The organism is Bartonella sp. SL317, assembly GCF_059687655.1.
This window is the reverse complement of the sequence record NZ_CM185144.1, coordinates 1,627,900-1,645,194: the sequence shown is the minus strand read 5'-3', so window position 1 is coordinate 1,645,194 and position 17,295 is coordinate 1,627,900. Positions and strand designations below refer to the sequence as shown.

At 38.6% G+C, this 17,295-nt stretch carries 17 protein-coding genes and 1 pseudogene; 9 read left to right on the top strand and 9 right to left on the bottom strand.

The window, feature by feature from the left end; all coding sequences use genetic code 11:
• Positions 1-11: 11 nt before the first annotated feature.
• From gmk to AC6ER9_RS06755, 7 genes and pseudogenes are all read right to left on the bottom strand, one after another.
• Positions 12-680 carry a guanylate kinase gene (gmk, locus tag AC6ER9_RS06785; RefSeq protein WP_497074016.1) on the bottom strand — a complete coding sequence of 223 codons (669 nt, stop codon included), beginning with the start codon at positions 678-680 and terminating at the stop codon, positions 12-14.
• A 278-nt stretch (positions 681-958) separates the two neighbouring features.
• Positions 959-2,070: pseudogene (mltG, locus tag AC6ER9_RS06780) on the bottom strand (endolytic transglycosylase MltG).
• A 92-nt stretch (positions 2,071-2,162) separates the two neighbouring features.
• On the bottom strand, positions 2,163-3,425 hold the full coding sequence (gene fabF / locus AC6ER9_RS06775; RefSeq protein ID WP_497074015.1) for a beta-ketoacyl-ACP synthase II: 1,263 nt from the start codon (positions 3,423-3,425) through the stop codon (positions 2,163-2,165).
• A 101-nt stretch (positions 3,426-3,526) separates the two neighbouring features.
• Positions 3,527-3,763, bottom strand: a complete 237-nt coding sequence (locus AC6ER9_RS06770; RefSeq protein ID WP_004860281.1) for an acyl carrier protein — start codon at positions 3,761-3,763, stop codon at positions 3,527-3,529.
• Positions 3,764-4,041: 278 nt separating this feature from the next.
• Positions 4,042-4,779, bottom strand: coding sequence for a 3-oxoacyl-[acyl-carrier-protein] reductase (gene fabG / locus AC6ER9_RS06765; RefSeq protein ID WP_497074014.1), 738 nt, complete (start codon positions 4,777-4,779; stop codon positions 4,042-4,044).
• 19 nt (positions 4,780-4,798) lie between these two features.
• Positions 4,799-5,743 carry an ACP S-malonyltransferase gene (gene fabD, locus AC6ER9_RS06760; RefSeq protein WP_497074013.1) on the bottom strand — a complete coding sequence of 315 codons (945 nt, stop codon included), beginning with the start codon at positions 5,741-5,743 and terminating at the stop codon, positions 4,799-4,801.
• 77 nt (positions 5,744-5,820) lie between these two features.
• Positions 5,821-6,408 (bottom strand): undecaprenyl-diphosphatase, encoded by a 588-nt coding sequence (locus tag AC6ER9_RS06755; RefSeq protein ID WP_497074012.1) that lies wholly within the window; start codon positions 6,406-6,408, stop codon positions 5,821-5,823.
• A 350-nt stretch (positions 6,409-6,758) separates the two neighbouring features.
• Between AC6ER9_RS06755 and rpsF the strand changes: the two genes are divergently transcribed.
• From rpsF to AC6ER9_RS06710, 9 genes are all read left to right on the top strand, one after another.
• Positions 6,759-7,166 (top strand): 30S ribosomal protein S6, encoded by a 408-nt coding sequence (rpsF, locus tag AC6ER9_RS06750; protein WP_497074011.1) that lies wholly within the window; start codon positions 6,759-6,761, stop codon positions 7,164-7,166.
• Complete coding sequence (rpsR, locus tag AC6ER9_RS06745; protein WP_497075301.1) at positions 7,166-7,414, top strand: 30S ribosomal protein S18; 249 nt, start codon at positions 7,166-7,168, stop codon at positions 7,412-7,414. Before rpsF ends, rpsR begins: the two co-directional genes overlap by 1 nt.
• Positions 7,415-7,567: 153 nt before the next feature.
• On the top strand, positions 7,568-8,548 hold the full coding sequence (locus AC6ER9_RS06740; RefSeq protein WP_497074010.1) for a hypothetical protein: 981 nt from the start codon (positions 7,568-7,570) through the stop codon (positions 8,546-8,548).
• Positions 8,549-8,573: 25 nt separating this feature from the next.
• Entirely contained in the window at positions 8,574-9,170 is a 597-nt protein-coding gene (gene rplI, locus AC6ER9_RS06735) for a 50S ribosomal protein L9 (protein ID WP_497074009.1), read from the top strand.
• A 597-nt stretch (positions 9,171-9,767) separates the two neighbouring features.
• Complete coding sequence (locus AC6ER9_RS06730; RefSeq protein ID WP_497074008.1) at positions 9,768-11,258, top strand: replicative DNA helicase; 1,491 nt, start codon at positions 9,768-9,770, stop codon at positions 11,256-11,258.
• 6 nt (positions 11,259-11,264) lie between these two features.
• The gene (gene radA, locus AC6ER9_RS06725) at positions 11,265-12,641 is read left to right on the top strand and encodes a DNA repair protein RadA (protein WP_497074007.1); all 1,377 of its coding nucleotides are present in this window, start codon (positions 11,265-11,267) and stop codon (positions 12,639-12,641) included.
• Between the two features lie 127 nt (positions 12,642-12,768).
• The gene (locus AC6ER9_RS06720) at positions 12,769-13,350 is read left to right on the top strand and encodes a CvpA family protein (protein ID WP_497074006.1); all 582 of its coding nucleotides are present in this window, start codon (positions 12,769-12,771) and stop codon (positions 13,348-13,350) included.
• 75 nt (positions 13,351-13,425) lie between these two features.
• Positions 13,426-14,919, top strand: a complete 1,494-nt coding sequence (gene purF / locus AC6ER9_RS06715; protein ID WP_497074005.1) for an amidophosphoribosyltransferase — start codon at positions 13,426-13,428, stop codon at positions 14,917-14,919.
• Between the two features lie 2 nt (positions 14,920-14,921).
• On the top strand, positions 14,922-15,671 hold the full coding sequence (locus tag AC6ER9_RS06710; RefSeq protein ID WP_497075300.1) for an SDR family NAD(P)-dependent oxidoreductase: 750 nt from the start codon (positions 14,922-14,924) through the stop codon (positions 15,669-15,671).
• A 72-nt stretch (positions 15,672-15,743) separates the two neighbouring features.
• Here the strand turns inward: AC6ER9_RS06710 and pssA are convergent, their stop codons facing one another.
• Positions 15,744-16,580: a CDP-diacylglycerol--serine O-phosphatidyltransferase gene (gene pssA / locus AC6ER9_RS06705; protein ID WP_497074004.1), complete on the bottom strand. Its 837-nt coding sequence runs from the start codon at positions 16,578-16,580 to the stop codon at positions 15,744-15,746.
• 8 nt (positions 16,581-16,588) lie between these two features.
• Positions 16,589-17,287, bottom strand: coding sequence for a phosphatidylserine decarboxylase (locus AC6ER9_RS06700; RefSeq protein ID WP_497074003.1), 699 nt, complete (start codon positions 17,285-17,287; stop codon positions 16,589-16,591).
• Positions 17,288-17,295 lie beyond the last annotated feature (8 nt).

Below are 17,295 nucleotides of genomic sequence, written 5' to 3'. Positions count from 1 at the left end.
TTTTAATAAAGTCATTTGTCAATATTTTCAGCAATAAGTCTATCAACAAAAGAGCCAAGAAAAGCACATCTCTCGCGTTTTGCGGTTTCAGCTAAATAAATTGATTTAATAAGTGATAAAGACTGATCTAAATCCTCATTGATAACTACATAATCGTAAGAATGCCAATGTGTTAGCTCCGTTCGTGCGTTCTCCAGTCGTAAATTGATGATATCTTGACTATCTTCTGCTCGACGATGTAAACGTGAAACAAGCTCTTTCATTGATGGAGGGAGAATAAAAACAGATACGGTGTCTCCTAGCATCTTTTTTTGCATCTGCTCAGTGCCTTGATAATCAATATCAAACAACATATCACGACCAGCGCTCAATGCATCTTCAACAGTTTCACGTAACGTGCCATAATAATTCCCATGGACTTCTGCCCATTCAATAAATTCATTTCTATCACGTTTATGTTCAAACTCTTCCTTTGAAATAAAGTGATAGTGGAGTCCATCGACTTCACTAGGACGCTTTTTCCTTGTTGTCACACTGACAGAAAGCTCTAATTGTCCATCTTTTAGAAGTAACCGAGAAATTGTTGATTTACCAGCACCTGAAGGTGAAGAGAGAATAAATAAAAAACCACGACGTTGGTTTGTTTTTATCCTATTCAATGCACTTTCAAAGTCTGTCATTATACCACTCTACTTTGTTCATCATTTTTTTCAAAATTTGAGTGATACATTATCTCAACCTTTTTCCCAATCAATTGTTTTCTTTTGTTCTTCCATTGAAATAATTTATCATAAATATATTACTTTATTTTTTAAAGATTTTTTATTCATACATTCACTCTACTCGTAACATATAAGAAAACGATTTTTTTATCACTCTTATCAAAAGTTTACATAGAAAAATCTTACTCTATTTCGACTCTCATTTACGAAACCAAAAGATTCGATATCATTATAAATCAATTTTTTGCCTTTAATTCTCGCCATTTGCGAACATTCACATTATGTTCTTCTAAGGTTCGAGAAAAAACATGCCCTCCTGAACCATCTGCAACAAAATAAAGCGCATCACTGCTTGGTGGATGTGCCACCGCTTTCAAAGAATCGCGCCCTGGATTTGCAATAGCTGTTGGCGGCAAACCATTAATTTTATAAGTATTATAAGGTGTTTCCTTCTCAAGATCTGAACGGTAAATTGCACGACCGGATGGCTTTCCTTTTCCTCCAAAGAGACCATAAATTACCGTTGGATCCGATTGAAGACGCATGTGTCTTGCAAGGCGGTTATAAAATACCGCAGCAACCATTGGTCTTTCTGCAGCAACTCCTGTTTCTTTCTCAACAATTGAGGCCAATATGACAAATTCATCAATTGATTTAATGGGTAAATCAGGTGAACGTGTAGCCCATATTCTATGAATTAATTTTTTCTGTCCTTCGAGCAATCTTTTGATAATTTCTTCACGCGTCGTCCCTCGAATAAAACGAACAGTATCCGTCATCAAATAGCCTTCTGGAGGCAAAACTTTTGGAAGATCCCCAATCAAAATTTCATTTTCCGCTAATCGATCAAAAACTTGCTGAACTGTTAAACCTTCTGGTACTGTAAACGTATACTCAATGGATTTTCCTTTCACAAGAATATCCATAATATCTCGCATTGATGCATGGGCTGGAATTAAATATTCACCAGCCTTCAGGTGAGTTGTATTTTGGTGATAACCAACCCCATAAACAAAAATATCTGATGACCGAATGAAACCACGCTTTTCTAGCAATGAAGCAATCTCACGAATTCCTGTTCCTGGATGAATAAGAACAACTTGTTCTTCCTCAATTTTTCCCTTTTCCTCAAAAATACTTTTTCCAATATAAAGAGGAATACTTATGCCAAAAAGAATAATAACAATCAGCATAAGAAAAGAATGACCGATAATAACCAATGGGTTACGGACGATAAATGATTTCTTTCGTTTTTTATGTGTTAGCATGTCATATATCTGCTTCAATGATTCGAAGAGGAATCACTTCTGTCCTTTAATGATTTTTCATATCGGACATAACCCCTCAATAGAAATTAAGGACAATATTATAATTTCCCTTTCACCTTATAATTATAATAAAGGAGAAAATTCAAAAGCAGAAATTAAATGAAAATACTTATTATCCCCTAAAACGTCGCATCACTAACGATGCATTTGTCCCACCAAATCCAAAAGAATTTGAAAGTATCGTATCAATCTTTCGTTCACGCGGCTTGTGCGGCACAAGATCGATTTTCGTTTCAATCGACGGATTGTCAAGATTAAGGGTCGCTGGGGCTATATTATCCCGTATGGCTAAAACACAAAAAATAGCCTCAGCAGCACCGGCAGCACCCAGTAAATGCCCAATAGATGATTTCGTTGATGACATAGAAACTTGTGAGGCAGAACTCCCTAAAACACGCTCAACAGCTGCTAACTCTATGGAATCAGCCATCGTCGATGTCCCATGAGCATTAATATAATCAAGTTCACTCACATTCACTTGTGCACGCTTAAGAGCTGCCATCATACTACGCTGAGCCCCTTCACCACTTTCTGAAGGCGCCGTAATGTGGTAAGCGTCACCCGATAAACCATAGCCGATAACCTCAGCATAAATACGTGCCCCTCGCCTTTTGGCATGTTCCAGCTCTTCTAAAACAACAACTGCGGCTCCCTCCCCCATCACAAAACCATCACGATCAACATCATAAGGGCGTGAAGCTCGTTCAGGATCATCATTGCGACAAGTAGAAAGAGCTCTACAAGCAGAAAACCCTGCAAGAGATATTCGATTTATTGGAGATTCGGTCCCCCCTGCTACCATAACATCTGCATCACCAAACATAATCAAACGCGCGGCATCACCAATCGCATGTGCCCCTGTCGAACAAGCTGTTACGACAGAATGATTAGGTCCTCGTAAACCATATTGAATAGACACATAACCAGAAGCAAGATTAATCAAACGACCTGGAATAAAAAATGGGGAAACACGACGTGGACCTTTATCACGAAGCGTATAACCAGCCTCAACAATGCCCTCAATTCCTCCAATCCCAGAACCAATTAATACCCCTGTGCAAATCTGATCTTCATCATTTTTAGGAAACCATTCAGCATCTGCAAGCGCTTGGTTAGCAGCAGCCATTGCATAAACGATAAATGCATCAACCTTACGTTGCTCTTTAGGTTCCATATACAAATCAGGATTATAAGTTCCTTCTGTTCCATCCCCTAAGGGGATACGTGCTGCAATCTGGCATGGCAAATCAGATACATCAAACTCAGTAACACGCCGAACACCACTTCTTCCTTCCAGAAGTCGTTTCCAGCTATACTCAACATTACCAGCTAATGGTGATACTAATCCTAAACCAGTAACAACAACACGTCTCATAACTTCTAACCTTGAACTAAACTTCAGCTTTCAAAGCTTTCTTTTCAAAAAAAGCCTGTAGAATATAGGCAAAAGCAATAAATGCCTTTGCCTTTTAGCAATCATGCAGAAGCTTTATCAATGAACTTGACTGCATCACCCACTGTGAAAATCGTTTCAGCAGCTTCATCTGGAATTTCTACACCAAATTCTTCTTCAAAAGCCATAACGAGCTCAACCGTATCAAGGCTATCAGCCCCTAAATCATCGATAAAGCTTGCGTTTTCTACGACTTTATCAGCATTAACCCCAAGATGTTCCACAATAATTTTCTTAACGCGCTCTACTGTATCACTCATGTTGCAATCCTCAAATTTATATTTTCCTATAATTTGGTTAACTATATAATTTGGTTAACTATATTGACTCATCTAATCAAGCAATAGATGCATTCTTTAAAAGATTTTAGCAATGATTTAAAACATCCTGTGGATATCCCCTCCAAAATGGACCAATCTGACATTTTTACATCAATTGATCAACGACCTTATTAAAGAAACAGACGCATCTTTCCATTTCAACTGTTACTATCTAAAATAATACGTCTTATAAATCAATGTGGAATACAAGAAAATACTCAAATCATTGCCATTCCACCATTAATATGGAGTGTTTGGCCTGTCATATAAGATGCTTCATCGCTCGCTAAATAAACAGCTGCTGCTGCTATATCTTGCCCACTTCCCATACGTTTCATCGGAATCGCAGCCATAATATTCTCTTTTTGCTTTTCGTTAAGCTTATCTGTCATAGCAGATTTAATAAATCCTGGAGCAATACAGTTGACAGTAATATTTCGTGAAGCAATTTCGTGTGCCAAAGCTTTAGAAAAACCTATCAAGCCTGCCTTTGCAGCACAATAATTCGTTTGGCCAGGATTACCCACAACACCCACAACAGATGTAATGTTAATAATCCTTCCATAACGACGGCGCATCATAAAATGTGTTAATTCACGCGTCAAAAGAGAAGCAGCCGTTAAATTAACTTCTAAAACATTGTCCCAGTCTTTATCTTGCATACGCACAAAAAGACCATCTTTGGTGATTCCCGCATTGTTAACTAAAATATCAACACCATCCATTTCTTTTTCTGCAGCTTCAGCCAATTGTTTAATCGATTGACGTTCAGAAAGATTAGCGGGAAATATAAAAACATTCTGTCCTAATTCTGCTGCTATTTCTTGAAGCTTTTCTTCACGTGTTCCATGAAGTCCAACAATGGCTCCTTGTGCATGGAAACAACGTGCAATTGCCTCACCGATTCCTCCCGATGCCCCCGTTACAAGAGCTTTACGTCCTACTAATCTAAACATTTTTTAACTCCTTCATAGATTAAGTACCAAGCATCTCTAGTGCTGCTTCTATTTCATCAACTGTGCCAATTGTTATTCCTTTTATATCCTTATTAATACGACGCGTTAGACCTGTTAATACTTTTCCAGAACCAACCTCAAAAAGCGTATCAACCCCATTCGCACCGATCCATTCTATTGTTTCACGCCACCGCACTCTTCCTGTTACTTGTTGAACAAGAAGAGTAGCAATACGCTCAGGATCGCTTTCTGGTGCAACAGAAACATTGGCAATCAAAGGAATAATAGGCGCTGCTTTGTTAACAGTCAAAAGTGCTTTCTTCATGGCATCGGCAGCAGGCTGCATTAACATTGAGTGAAAAGGAGCGGAAACTGGAAGAAGAAGTGCACGTTTTGCGCCTTTTGTTGAGGCAATCTCTACTGCTTTCTCAACGGCTTTTGCAACACCTGAAATAACAATTTGCCCCCCACCATTATCATTGGCAATCTGGCATAGTCCTTCTCCCAAAACAGTTTGGCAAATTTCTTCCACAACCTGCTCTTCCAAACCGATAAGAGCTGCCATAGAACCTTCACCAACCGCAACAGCAGCCTGCATGGCATTGCCACGAATACGCAAAAGCCTTGCCGTATCTGTGAGACTGAATGTACCAGCAGCACAAAGAGCTGAATATTCTCCTAAAGAATGACCAGCAACAAACTTTACCTTTTCTTCTATACGAAGCCCTAATTGTTCCATCACACGAATGACAGCCATAGATACAGCCATGAGTGCTGGCTGGGCATTGGCTGTTAACGTTAAAACATCAGCAGGTCCTTCAAAAATGATCTCTGATAATTTTTCCCCCAAAGCATCATCAACTTCCTCGAAAACCATTCGCGCTGCAACAAATTGCTCTGCAAGCGCCTTTCCCATTCCAACAAGTTGACTCCCTTGCCCTGGAAAAATAAAAGCTGCACCCATTAACCGACTCCTAAAATTATGCCATTAATTATTTTCTTTTGACCTTATTCATCCACAAAAAGTCAAGATAAAGTGCTTTATTTAGAATGAATATCTCTCTTAAAATTATATTTTAAGGGCGGAATTTGATATAAAAACTTAGGAAAATAAGGAGCGATAAACTGAATAACGCACAAACTTATGAGAATTCCTAAAATTATACCTGCTAAAATATCAAAAGGATAATGTACCCCAACAAAAATGCGTGCCCAACAGATCAAGCATAAAAATACCACAGCACATTTAAAAGTCCCTTTGTATCGGTAAAAATAAAAGCTCGCTGTATAAGATGCAATGGTTAAAGCATGATTACTAGGAAAAGAAGCTGTTGCACGATGTTTAATCAGCGGTGTCGTCAACCCTACAACGAATGGACGTGGATGGAAATAAATGAGAGAAATCAAATAACCTATAAAAAGAGCCGTACAAATGCTCATGCAAATGCTTAGCACGACACACCGTTCCCTTTCTCCACCACAAAACCACAACGCACATAGATGAAGAGGAATAATGTAAATTAAAAATTTTGCGCAAAAAATACTAAACAAAATTAAAATCGACCAAGATTGATGATTGCCGACAAGCATCTTAAAAAGTGTCACATCAATCTGGTTTAACAAGTCCATTTTTATCTCCTTTATCTGTATGTTACAGCATTATCGCTTTTGTAGAAGAAGAGGGAAATATAGTGAAAATATATCAAGATTTAATAAATCAATTTTTTTATGTGCGTAAACTTGCTATTTTTTAAAATAACCTGTAGATGTGAAATGTTCGTTGCCGGCATTTTAGCTGGAGGTTGAACGGAGGGCTGTAGAATATCAGTAGGAAATACAATGTTTCCGGCCTCCCGTATCTCCGCTCTGAGATGTCTCGAATTGTAAAAGCGTCCTTTCTTCTTTGGATTTCCAAAAAAGACAAGTCGCAGAGGCTTTGCGCTAAAACCGGTAAGACTTAATTGAAGAAAGGCAAAACAATGGCTCTTTATGAACATATGTTCCTTGCCCGACAAGATATTGCACCACAGCAAGTTGATGAACTTTTGAACCTTTACAAAGGTGTCATTGAAACGCACGGTGGAAAAGTTGGGCGTGTAGAAAATTGGGGACTTCGTCCTCTTGCTTATCGTATTCGTAAAAACCGTAAGGCTTATTATGCCTTGGTCAACATCGATGCGCCAGCTGCAGCAATCGCTGAAATGGAGCGTCAGATGCGAATCAATGAAGATATTTTGCGTTACATGACTATTCGTGTAGAAAAACACGAAAAAGAAAAATCTGCAATGCTCTCACACCTTGATCGTAATGCCCACATTGGTCAGGATGAAGAGCGCTCTCGTTCTCCACGTCGTCAACGCGAAAGTGCTATAGAAGGGGTAGAATGATGGCTGACACTAATCAAACCTCTACACGTCGTCCCTTTCATCGTCGTCGTAAAACATGTCCTTTTTCAGGAACGAATGCTCCCAAAATTGATTATAAAGATATCAAATTATTGCAACGTTATATTTCTGAACGTGGGAAAATTGTTCCTTCACGGATTACAGCTGTTAGTCAGAAAAAGCAGCGTGAATTAGCTAACGCGATCAAACGTGCTCGCTTTTTAGGCTTACTCCCATATGTTATAAAGTAAACGATCAGGACACTTGTGCAACTGGAGAAACTCTTCAGTTGCTTTTCTTGTATGGTTTAGGAAAATGGCTTATTATATACTATGTTAGGCTATTAAATATTATAGTTGAGGTATTTCGATACCTCTAACTGCAAAAAAGCAGGACAGCAATAAATGAAAAAAGATCGTACTGATGAGATATTGACCGGTGTTTTAGCTGGGTTGTTTGCTGCTGTGATAGGAGTGGCGATCATCAGTGTTGAAAAGATAGTACCCTCTTTATCTCTACTTCTTGGTTGCTTTCTTTCATTACCAATTTTTATTGTTGCATTTGGCCAAGGAACATTTGCTAGCTTTATTGCCTTAATCAGTGCAACTGTTATTCTTGTCATCGTCACTGATATCTATATTGCTCTTGGGCTTATGCTGTTATCTTTTCTTCCTGCTGTTTATGCTTCTTGGCTCCTTGGGCTTGCACGACCAGAGCAAAAAGAAAATACACTGATATGGTACCCTTTATCATCTGTTATTTTTCATTTAACAAACTTTATTGCTTTTATGGTAACCTTCATTGGACTCTATGTAAAAGCCCGCCCAGATAGCCCTTTCGTTGCACAAAGAATCGCTGCAAATATAGTACAAGCTCTACAACAATCGCAATCATTAAAGGAAGCTGATATACTTAATATTAGTGAGTTTGTAATGGCGCATGCTGCAACTCTAGCAGCTATTATTCTAACAGTTTATAGTTTGGTTTTTCTCATTGGTAATCTTTATTTTTCAATAATGACAGCTCAATATATGAAGTGGCTAAAAAGACCTCGAGATGATTGGAGCAAAACCCTTCGTCTTCCAATTTCTGGAATTGTTATTTTCGTTGTTGTTTCCATTGCATCAATGATTGAATTGAGCGATTCTCTTAATTTGGGAACATATGTCTTTAGCTCTGCCTATACTGTCATCATATCAATTAGCGGTTTAGCCTACCTTCACAATATTACAAAAGGGGTAAACGGTCGGGTTATTATACTTTCGCTTGTCTATATTGCTATTTTAACTGTTGTTTTTTTCCCACCTGTTTCTTTCATGATGCTTTTGATGGGGATTTGGGCCGCTATTCAATACAACTTTCAATCACGCAAAAAACTTCCCTAAATTTATTTATTCGAAAGGAAAAACTATGGATATTATTTTACTTGAGCGCATTCCTCGTCTTGGCCAGATGGGTGATATTGTCTCAGTTAAAGATGGTTATGCACGTAACTTTCTCTTGCCTCAAGGGAAAGCTTTACGTGCAAATGAAGCGAATAAAAAACATTTTGAGATACAACGTGCACAGCTTGAAGCACGTAATCTTGAACGCAAAAGCGAAGCACAAAAAATTGCTGAAAAACTTGATGGTCAATCATTTATCGTTGTTCGTTCTGCTGGTGAAACAGGACAACTTTATGGATCTGTATCAACGCGTGATATTTCTGAAATCATAACGAATGAAGGTTTTTCTATTGCACGAAATCAAATTGAACTGAACCATCCAATAAAAATGATCGGTCTTCACACCATCACTCTTAACCTCCATCCTGAAGTTCAGATTTCTGTGGTTATTAATGTTGCACGTTCTGCCAGTGAAGCACAACGCCAAGCAGAAGGTGAAACGCTTACTTCTGCTGAAGAAGTATATAATATTCCAGAAGAAACATTAGAAGAAAGTCAGGAAGAATTGTTGCTAGAAGAAATGAATGACAACGATACAAACAGTCCTCATCAAGAAGCTTAATGGCTTCTTTTTCCTGTTTTATATCTTTTATTCCATATAAAATATTGGTCATAAAATACTTACGTTTTAAAGTGCGAGTATTTTATGACTCTCATAGAGGCTCGTTTTTTGAAAGAATGAGCAACATTTTAATCTAAAGATATTGCATTCCTAAAATGATAACAGCAATAAGCGGAAATGGTTCTTATTTTGCCAGTATATAAGTAAAAAATAATTTAGATTTCTACTCTTAAGTTTAACGTTTGAAAGAGTAACCATTTTATTATATCTTCATATGATCTAAAATAATTTCAGTTATAGAAAAGTAGCTATACTTATGGGGATATTGTAATTTTAATCTCACGTAACTTCAAAATACTTAAATTTAGATTACCTAAATCCGCTACTTAAAAAGTGCATATTGTAAAAATAAAATATACGCAATAGGTGTTATTCTATCAATAAAACACGCATGATAAATGAACAACGAAAAAAGATTTTTTTTAATTATATGATTTTAACTTAAAATGAAGCTTTGTAGCTCTATACTGTTAATGTATGATTTTAAATTGATCACCTAAAGTTGCTAGACTTAGAATTTTAGTGGAAAATAATATTATGGAAGAAACTAGCGTTGTTAATATCAGCTCTTCGAAAAAAGAAGATTCCTCTTCTTTTCGTCAACTTCCGCATAATATTGAAGCTGAGCAGGCATTACTTGGTGCCATCTTTATCAACAATGATTCTCTCGATCGCGTTTCCGACTTTCTAAAATCAGAACATTTTTTTGACCCGCTCCATCAAAAGATTTATACTGTTTTATCTCACCTTATTAAAATAGGAAAACATGTAGATCCCGTTACGATCAAACCTCACCTCCAAATGGAAGAGAACATTGGAGATATTACTGTATACCAGTATGTTGTCCGCTTAGCCAAAGAGGCCGTCACCATTATTAACGCGGAAGATTATGGACGTGTTATTTACGACCTTTTTATCCGCCGTTCTTTGATTAATCTTGGAACTCAAGTTGTCAATACAGCCTTTGATGCTCCTGTAGAGCTTACGCCTGCCCAACAAATTGAAACTGTTGAAAATCAGTTATTTGAGCTTGCAGAAAAAGGAAAATATGGAGGTGGATTTGAAAATTTTAATGAAGCTATCAAAAAAGCTATCGATATGGCAAGTGCAGCGAAAAGGCGCACTTCACAATTATCAGGGATAGCCACCCATATTAAAACACTTGATGAAAGAATGGGAGGATTACAAGCATCTGACTTAATTATCCTTGCGGGGCGCCCTGGTATGGGAAAAACCTCACTAGCGACCAACATTGCCTTTAATATTGCCAATGCTTATAACCGTAATGGCAAGACCGAAGAAAATGAAGGCGGCATTGTAGGATTTTTCTCACTTGAAATGTCCTCTGAACAGCTTGCGACCCGTATTATTTCTGAACAAACTGAAGTCTCTTCTTCTGATATTCGACGGGGAAATATTTCAGATGAACAATTTTCAAAAATTATTCGTGCGGTAAACCAACTCCAAAGGGCGCCTCTTTATATTGATCAAACAGGGGGAATATCAATTACGCAATTGGCAGCTCGTGCACGGCGTCTTAAGCGACAACATGGTTTGGATATTTTAATCATCGATTATATCCAACTTATGACAAGTAGCTCAAAGCGTTCATCTGAAAATCGTGTTCAAGAGATTACAGAAATTACGACGGGGCTCAAAGCCTTAGCCAAAGAATTGAACATCCCTATTATCGCTCTTTCACAGCTTTCGCGCCAAGTCGAAAATAGAACGGATAAACGACCACAACTCTCAGACTTGCGTGAATCTGGTTCTATCGAGCAAGATGCCGACATCGTTCTTTTTGTCTATCGTGAAGAATATTATTTCAAAAATGAAGAACCAAAATTGGGCACTTTTGAACATACAAAATGGCAAGATGAAATGGATAAAATTATGGGGAAAGCTGATGTTATTGTTGCAAAACAACGCCATGGCCCCACAGGCGTCGTATCCCTTGCCTTTCAATCTGACTTCACACGCTTTAGTGATCTGGCAGATAGCAATTATCTTCCAGAACAAATCGGTTAAATCAGTATGGCACGCACCCGTGTTCAATTTATTTGCCAAAATTGTGGAACTGTCCACTCTCGTTGGGCAGGGAAATGTAGCGCCTGTGGAGAATGGAATTCCCTTATCGAAGAAAATATAAATAGCGGCATAGGAAGTGGTCCTAAGCAAAATACTCGTAAAGGGCGCATCGTCACCCTTACATCCCTTTCTGGAGATATCCAAGATGCTCCACGTATTCATTCTGGTATTGCTGAACTTGATCGTGTTACCGGTGGGGGCTTTGTTCGTGGATCGGCACTTCTTGTTGGTGGTGATCCAGGTATTGGAAAATCAACATTGCTCACACAAACAGCTGCCGCTTTAGCACGCAAAGGACATAATGTTATTTATGTCTCAGGTGAAGAAGCTATTGCGCAGATTTGTCTGCGCGCGCAAAGGCTTGGAGCGCATAATACAGAGGTAAAGCTTGCTGCTGAAACCAATGTTGAAGATATTCTTGCAACCTTAAGCGAGCATAAAAACCTTGATATGGTGATTATCGATTCCATTCAAACTTTATGGTCAGATACAGCAGATTCATCTCCCGGCACTGTCACACAAGTGCGGATTGGTGCTCAGGCTATGATACGCTTTGCTAAAAAAACAGGAGCCGCTGTTGTTCTTGTTGGTCATGTGACAAAAGATGGACAAATTGCCGGTCCTCGGGTCGTTGAACATATGGTTGATGGCGTTCTCTATTTTGAGGGTGAAGGAGGACATCATTATCGCATTCTTAGAACTGTAAAAAATCGCTTCGGGCCAACAGATGAAATTGGCGTCTTTGAAATGTCTGATAAAGGCTTACGCGAAGTGATCAATCCATCCGAATTATTTTTAGGAGAACGCAATGAAAAAGCACCAGGCGCTGCTGTTTTCGCTGGAATGGAAGGAACACGCCCAATATTGGTAGAAATTCAAGCACTTGTTGCTCCCTCTTCCCTTGGAACACCACGACGTGCGGTTGTCGGTTGGGATGGAAATCGTCTTTCTATGATTCTTGCTGTTTTAGAAGCTCATTGTGGCATTCGCTTTGGGCAGCATGATGTCTATCTAAATGTGGCAGGTGGATATCGCATATCAGAACCTGCCGCTGATTTAGCTGTAGCCGCGGCTTTGGTCTCTTCTCTTGCCAATATCCCTTTGCCAACGGATTATGTATATTTTGGTGAAGTCAGTCTTTCAGGAGCTACCCGCGCTGTTGCCCATTCAGCACAACGCATCAATGAAGCAAAAAAACTCGGCTTTCAGGGAGCATTCCATCCCACGACAACAACCGAAATGATGAAGTCGCTTAATTTTCAACAAAAAACTTTCTCCGACCTTCCTGAACTCGTTGCTACTCTTACCGCAAGTAAAAAATGATTTTTACCATAGCTATGATAATATAGAAAAAACTCTATAAAATATAAAAGATCCTTGCTATAAGCACAAAAAATATATTTTTATACTGACTTAAAAGAATAAAACTTTATGTATAAGGAACAAACAAATGATCATAACAATCCTTGATGGAATTGTCGTAGTAATCATCCTGTTGTCCGCTTTTCTTGCTATGCTTAGAGGATTCTCACGTGAGGTGTTATCGTTGATTTCTTGGGCAGTTGCAGCTGTTACGACATTGCTTTTATTTAAGCCTGTCTTACCTTTCTTTGAACAATATCTTTCTAATAAAATGATTGCATTGATCACAACATTGGTCACAATTTTTATTATTGTTCTCATTATTACTTCAATTATTACAATGAAGATCTCTGATTTTATTATTGATAGTCGAATTGGTCTTCTTGACCGTTCTATTGGTTTTGTTTTTGGAGCACTTCGTGGTTTACTGATTATGGTCATCGGTATGTTGTTGATTAATGCCCTGATTAAACCAGAACACCAAGCAAACTGGTTAAAAGATGCTAAAATGAGGCCTATTTTAGATTCACTGGGACAAAAGGTTTGGGAAATACTTCCAAAAGATTTTGGATCTGTCCTCGAAAAGGCGGAAAATTTATTTAAAGAGAGCGATAAACATACGCATAAGGAGCTCCCTCATGAAAAGACAATTCTAAAAAATGGAGAATAGCTTTTCACAAGGAAAGAAAACTAAATAATATAAAATGTGATATTAATAATCCTTCTCTATCACAACTGAAAGAATATGATGATAAAAAGCAATATTTCCTGTCAAGAATTTTCATTAGATGATGATACCCTTCATGAAGAATGTGGGGTTTTTGGCATTCTTGGGCATGAAGATGCAGCAACATTAACAGCTCTTGGACTCCACGCACTCCAGCATCGTGGACAAGAAGCAGCTGGTATTGTTTCCTACCATAATAAAATGTTTCATCAAGAAAAGCATTTAGGTCTTGTTGGTGATCACTATACAAACCCTGCAACACTTGCACGCTTGCCAGGAAATCGCGCTATTGGACATACACGTTACTCAACAACTGGAGAAGTAGCATTACGCAATGTTCAACCCCTTTTTGCTGAATTGAAAGCTGGAGGCATTGCTATTGCTCATAATGGTAATCTTACCAATGGTCTTACATTACGCCGTGAACTCATCGCTTCTGGTGCTATCTGTCAATCAACATCAGATTCAGAAGTTTTTCTCCATCTTATTGCCCGCTCACGTTATGAATCGTCCTCTGATCGTTTTGTTGATGCGATTCGGCAAGTAGAAGGGGGATATGCTATGTTAGCACTTACACGTACAAAGCTTATTGCAGCACGTGATCCAACTGGGATTAGACCCCTCGTGATGGGGGAACTTGATGGTAAGCCTATCTTTTGTTCCGAAACTTGTGCTCTTGATATTATTGGGGCAAAATATGTCCGTGATGTAAAGAATGGGGAAATCATTATCTGTGAAATACAAAAAAATGGAGAAATTACGAAAAAAATTATAAAACCAGAAAATGAAAGGCCAGAAAAACTTTGCTTGTTTGAATATGTTTATTTTGCTCGTCCTGACTCCATCGTTGGAGGACGGAGTGTTTATACAACACGCAAAAATATGGGGATCCGTTTAGCACAGGAAGCCCCTTGTGAGGGTGATGTTGTTGTTCCTGTTCCTGACGGAGGAACACCCGCTGCAATTGGCTATGCACAAGAAATTGGAATTCCTTTCGAGCTTGGTATTATTCGTAATCACTATGTTGGTCGTACTTTTATCGAACCAACACAACAAATTCGCGCTTTTGGCGTCAAGTTAAAACATTCTGCAAACCGCCCTATTATTGAAGGAAAAAGGGTTATTTTAATTGATGACTCCATTGTACGGGGAACAACATCGCTTAAAATTGTGCGAATGCTCCGTGATGCAGGAGCAAAAGAAGTGCATATGCGTGTTTCTAGCCCTATGATTTTTTATCCTGACTTTTATGGTATTGATACCCCTAAAGCTGAAAGCCTTTTAGCAAATCAATATCCTGATTTAAAATCTATGTGCAATTTTATTGGAGCAGACTCTTTAGAATTTCTTTCAACGGATGGATTATATCTTGCTGTAGCAGGTGAAAAACGAAATAACGCTAATCCACAATTTACTGACCATTATTTTACTGGATATTATCCTACGCATCTGATTGATCAAGAAAATTTCTCCAAAATTCATCAATCATCTGTTCTTAAAACAAGAGATTAATGATGACACAACATGACTTTAGTCTCCATGGACGTATTGCACTTGTTACTGGTGCATCAAGAGGGATTGGCTATTATTTGGCACTCGAGCTTGCTGCACGTGGTGCTCATATTATTGCTCTTGCACGAACAGTCAGTGGGCTTACTGAACTGGACAATCAAATCCAAGAAAAAGGGGCTTTTGCTACCCTTGTTCCCCTTGACTTGCATCATATGGAAAATATCGATGCTCTTGCACTCTCTATTACAAAACGTTGGAAAAAACTTGATATTATCGTTGCAAATGCAGGAATCCTTGGAACGCTTTCACCAATAGCGCATATAGAAAACACAGTATTTGAAGATGTCTTTCAAATAAATCTTTTCAGCCAATGGCGCTTAATGAAAGCCTTAGAGCCTTTATTACGTGAATCTGATGCTGGACGGGCTATCCTGTTATCCTCAAGTGTTGCGCATAATGCACGTCCTTTCTGGGGGGCTTATGCAGCTTCTAAAGCCGCTTTAGAGATGATTGCGCGCTGTTGGGCAGAAGAGCTCAAACAAACCCCTATTAAAGTTAATTGTGTCAACCCTGGTGCCACACGCACTGCTATGCGAGCCGAAGCTATGCCTGGTGAAGATCCACAAACACTCCCATCACCACAAGAAGTTGCAAAAAAAATAGTCCATTTGCTCTCACCTGATTTAAAGGAAACTGGAAAACTCTTTAATGTCCATAAAAATAGGTTTGTGGATTATCATATCCCTGATTGATCATCATTTGAGATATCAATAACCAAAGCTCTCTTTTTTCTGTGCTTTTCAAAAGAAAAATGAAGTACTTTATCAATTTTCGATGGCTTTGGTATCAGCCTTCTTCTCTTCTAAAGCAGCGCGTTTATTATAAGCGATAAAACTACAGGGGAGAAAAATCATATAGCTAACAGCTGTGATCAATAAAGTTATCCATGTGTAAGTTACAAGAAAACCGACATAAATAACAATGACCAACATACAAGGTATCACGATATCACGTCTTAAATTTTGATCAATTGTCTTTGCATTCCATACTGGTAGGCGACTAATCAAAAGAAAAGCAATAATGACAGTATAAAGACTAAAAAACAATGCCCACCCCCAACTGGGAACTAAACCAAGAGCTCCTAAATAGGTAGGCAATAAAAGCAGTAACGCTCCCGCTGGCGCTGGAACGCCCACGAAATAACTTTTCTGCCATTGAGGTGTATTGGTGTTATCCAACATCACATTAAAACGCGCTAATCGCAAACAACAAGCGACACAATAAACAAGAGCAGCAACCCAACCAATGTGGTGTGCTTGATTTAAAATAAAAGAATAAACAATAAGTGCAGGAGTCACACCAAAATTGACAATATCAGCAAGAGAATCCATCTGTGCTCCAAAAGGTGAACTCCCATCTATTAAACGCGCAATGCGACCATCCGCACCATCTAAAACTGCGGCCAAAAGAACCATTAAAATAGCAGCTTCATAGCGTTGCTCCAAAGCTAAACGAATGCTGCTCATCCCTGCGCAAATTGCTAAAATAGTAATGATATTGGGAATGACATATCGCATTGATGTAGGTGAACGCCGCCGATTTGTAACATCATCATGCTGCCCTTCAGGGTTGAATGAAGAAAATGGCGAAAAATTTTTCATTGTGTATCCTAATCGTATCTGAAGTCCGTTGTAGCACTCTTATCATCAAAAGAGCCCAAAACGGTCTCTCCAGCAATTGCTGTCTGACCAACTGCAACACGCAATTTCATTTCAGTTGGTACATAAATATCAAGGCGAGAACCAAAACGAATCAATCCAAATCGTTCCCCCGTCATAACGGCATCGTTTTCTTTTGACCAACAAACAATGCGACGCGCAAGCATCCCTGCTATCTGTACAATAGCAATTTTACCATGTTTGCTCTCAATGACCAGCCCATTACGCTCATTAAACTGGCTAGCCTTATCAAACTCAGCATTGGTAAACCGACCTAGATGATAAACGATCGATTCTACTGTACCATTGATAGGAATACGATTGATATGACATGAAAAAACATCCATAAAAATAGAAATACGGATCATTTCATCTTGCCCTAACCCTAATTCTTCAGGTGGAACACATGATTCCACAAATGAAATACGGCCGTCTGCAGGCGACATAACCCAATTTGAATTTAAAGGGATCACACGATCGGGATCGCGGAAAAAGTATATACACCACACCGTGAGAACAAGCCCGCACCAAAACAATGGACTCCATATCCAACCAAGAATAAGCGAAATAACAAAAAATGCTACAATAAAAGGATAACCTTCTTTATGAATCGGCACAAAGCCATTATGGACAGATTGTAGAATACTCATATAATTTC

Bases quoted from the DNA above. Each gene is read 5' to 3' on its own strand.
- gmk (WP_497074016.1), bottom strand. From the start codon at position 680: ATGACAGACTTTGAAAGTGCATTGAATAGGATAAAAACAAACCAACGT.
- fabF (WP_497074015.1), bottom strand. From the start codon at position 3,425: ATGAGACGTGTTGTTGTTACTGGTTTAGGATTAGTATCACCATTAGCT.
- AC6ER9_RS06770 (WP_004860281.1), bottom strand. From the start codon at position 3,763: ATGAGTGATACAGTAGAGCGCGTTAAGAAAATTATTGTGGAACATCTT.
- fabG (WP_497074014.1), bottom strand. From the start codon at position 4,779: ATGTTTAGATTAGTAGGACGTAAAGCTCTTGTAACGGGGGCATCGGGA.
- fabD (WP_497074013.1), bottom strand. From the start codon at position 5,743: ATGGGTGCAGCTTTTATTTTTCCAGGGCAAGGGAGTCAACTTGTTGGA.
- AC6ER9_RS06755 (WP_497074012.1), bottom strand. From the start codon at position 6,408: ATGGACTTGTTAAACCAGATTGATGTGACACTTTTTAAGATGCTTGTC.
- rpsF (WP_497074011.1), top strand. From the start codon at position 6,759: ATGGCTCTTTATGAACATATGTTCCTTGCCCGACAAGATATTGCACCA.
- rpsR (WP_497075301.1), top strand. From the start codon at position 7,166: ATGGCTGACACTAATCAAACCTCTACACGTCGTCCCTTTCATCGTCGT.
- AC6ER9_RS06740 (WP_497074010.1), top strand. From the start codon at position 7,568: ATGAAAAAAGATCGTACTGATGAGATATTGACCGGTGTTTTAGCTGGG.
- rplI (WP_497074009.1), top strand. From the start codon at position 8,574: ATGGATATTATTTTACTTGAGCGCATTCCTCGTCTTGGCCAGATGGGT.
- AC6ER9_RS06730 (WP_497074008.1), top strand. From the start codon at position 9,768: ATGGAAGAAACTAGCGTTGTTAATATCAGCTCTTCGAAAAAAGAAGAT.
- radA (WP_497074007.1), top strand. From the start codon at position 11,265: ATGGCACGCACCCGTGTTCAATTTATTTGCCAAAATTGTGGAACTGTC.
- AC6ER9_RS06720 (WP_497074006.1), top strand. From the start codon at position 12,769: ATGATCATAACAATCCTTGATGGAATTGTCGTAGTAATCATCCTGTTG.
- purF (WP_497074005.1), top strand. From the start codon at position 13,426: ATGATGATAAAAAGCAATATTTCCTGTCAAGAATTTTCATTAGATGAT.
- AC6ER9_RS06710 (WP_497075300.1), top strand. From the start codon at position 14,922: ATGACACAACATGACTTTAGTCTCCATGGACGTATTGCACTTGTTACT.
- pssA (WP_497074004.1), bottom strand. From the start codon at position 16,580: ATGAAAAATTTTTCGCCATTTTCTTCATTCAACCCTGAAGGGCAGCAT.
- AC6ER9_RS06700 (WP_497074003.1), bottom strand. From the start codon at position 17,287: ATGAGTATTCTACAATCTGTCCATAATGGCTTTGTGCCGATTCATAAA.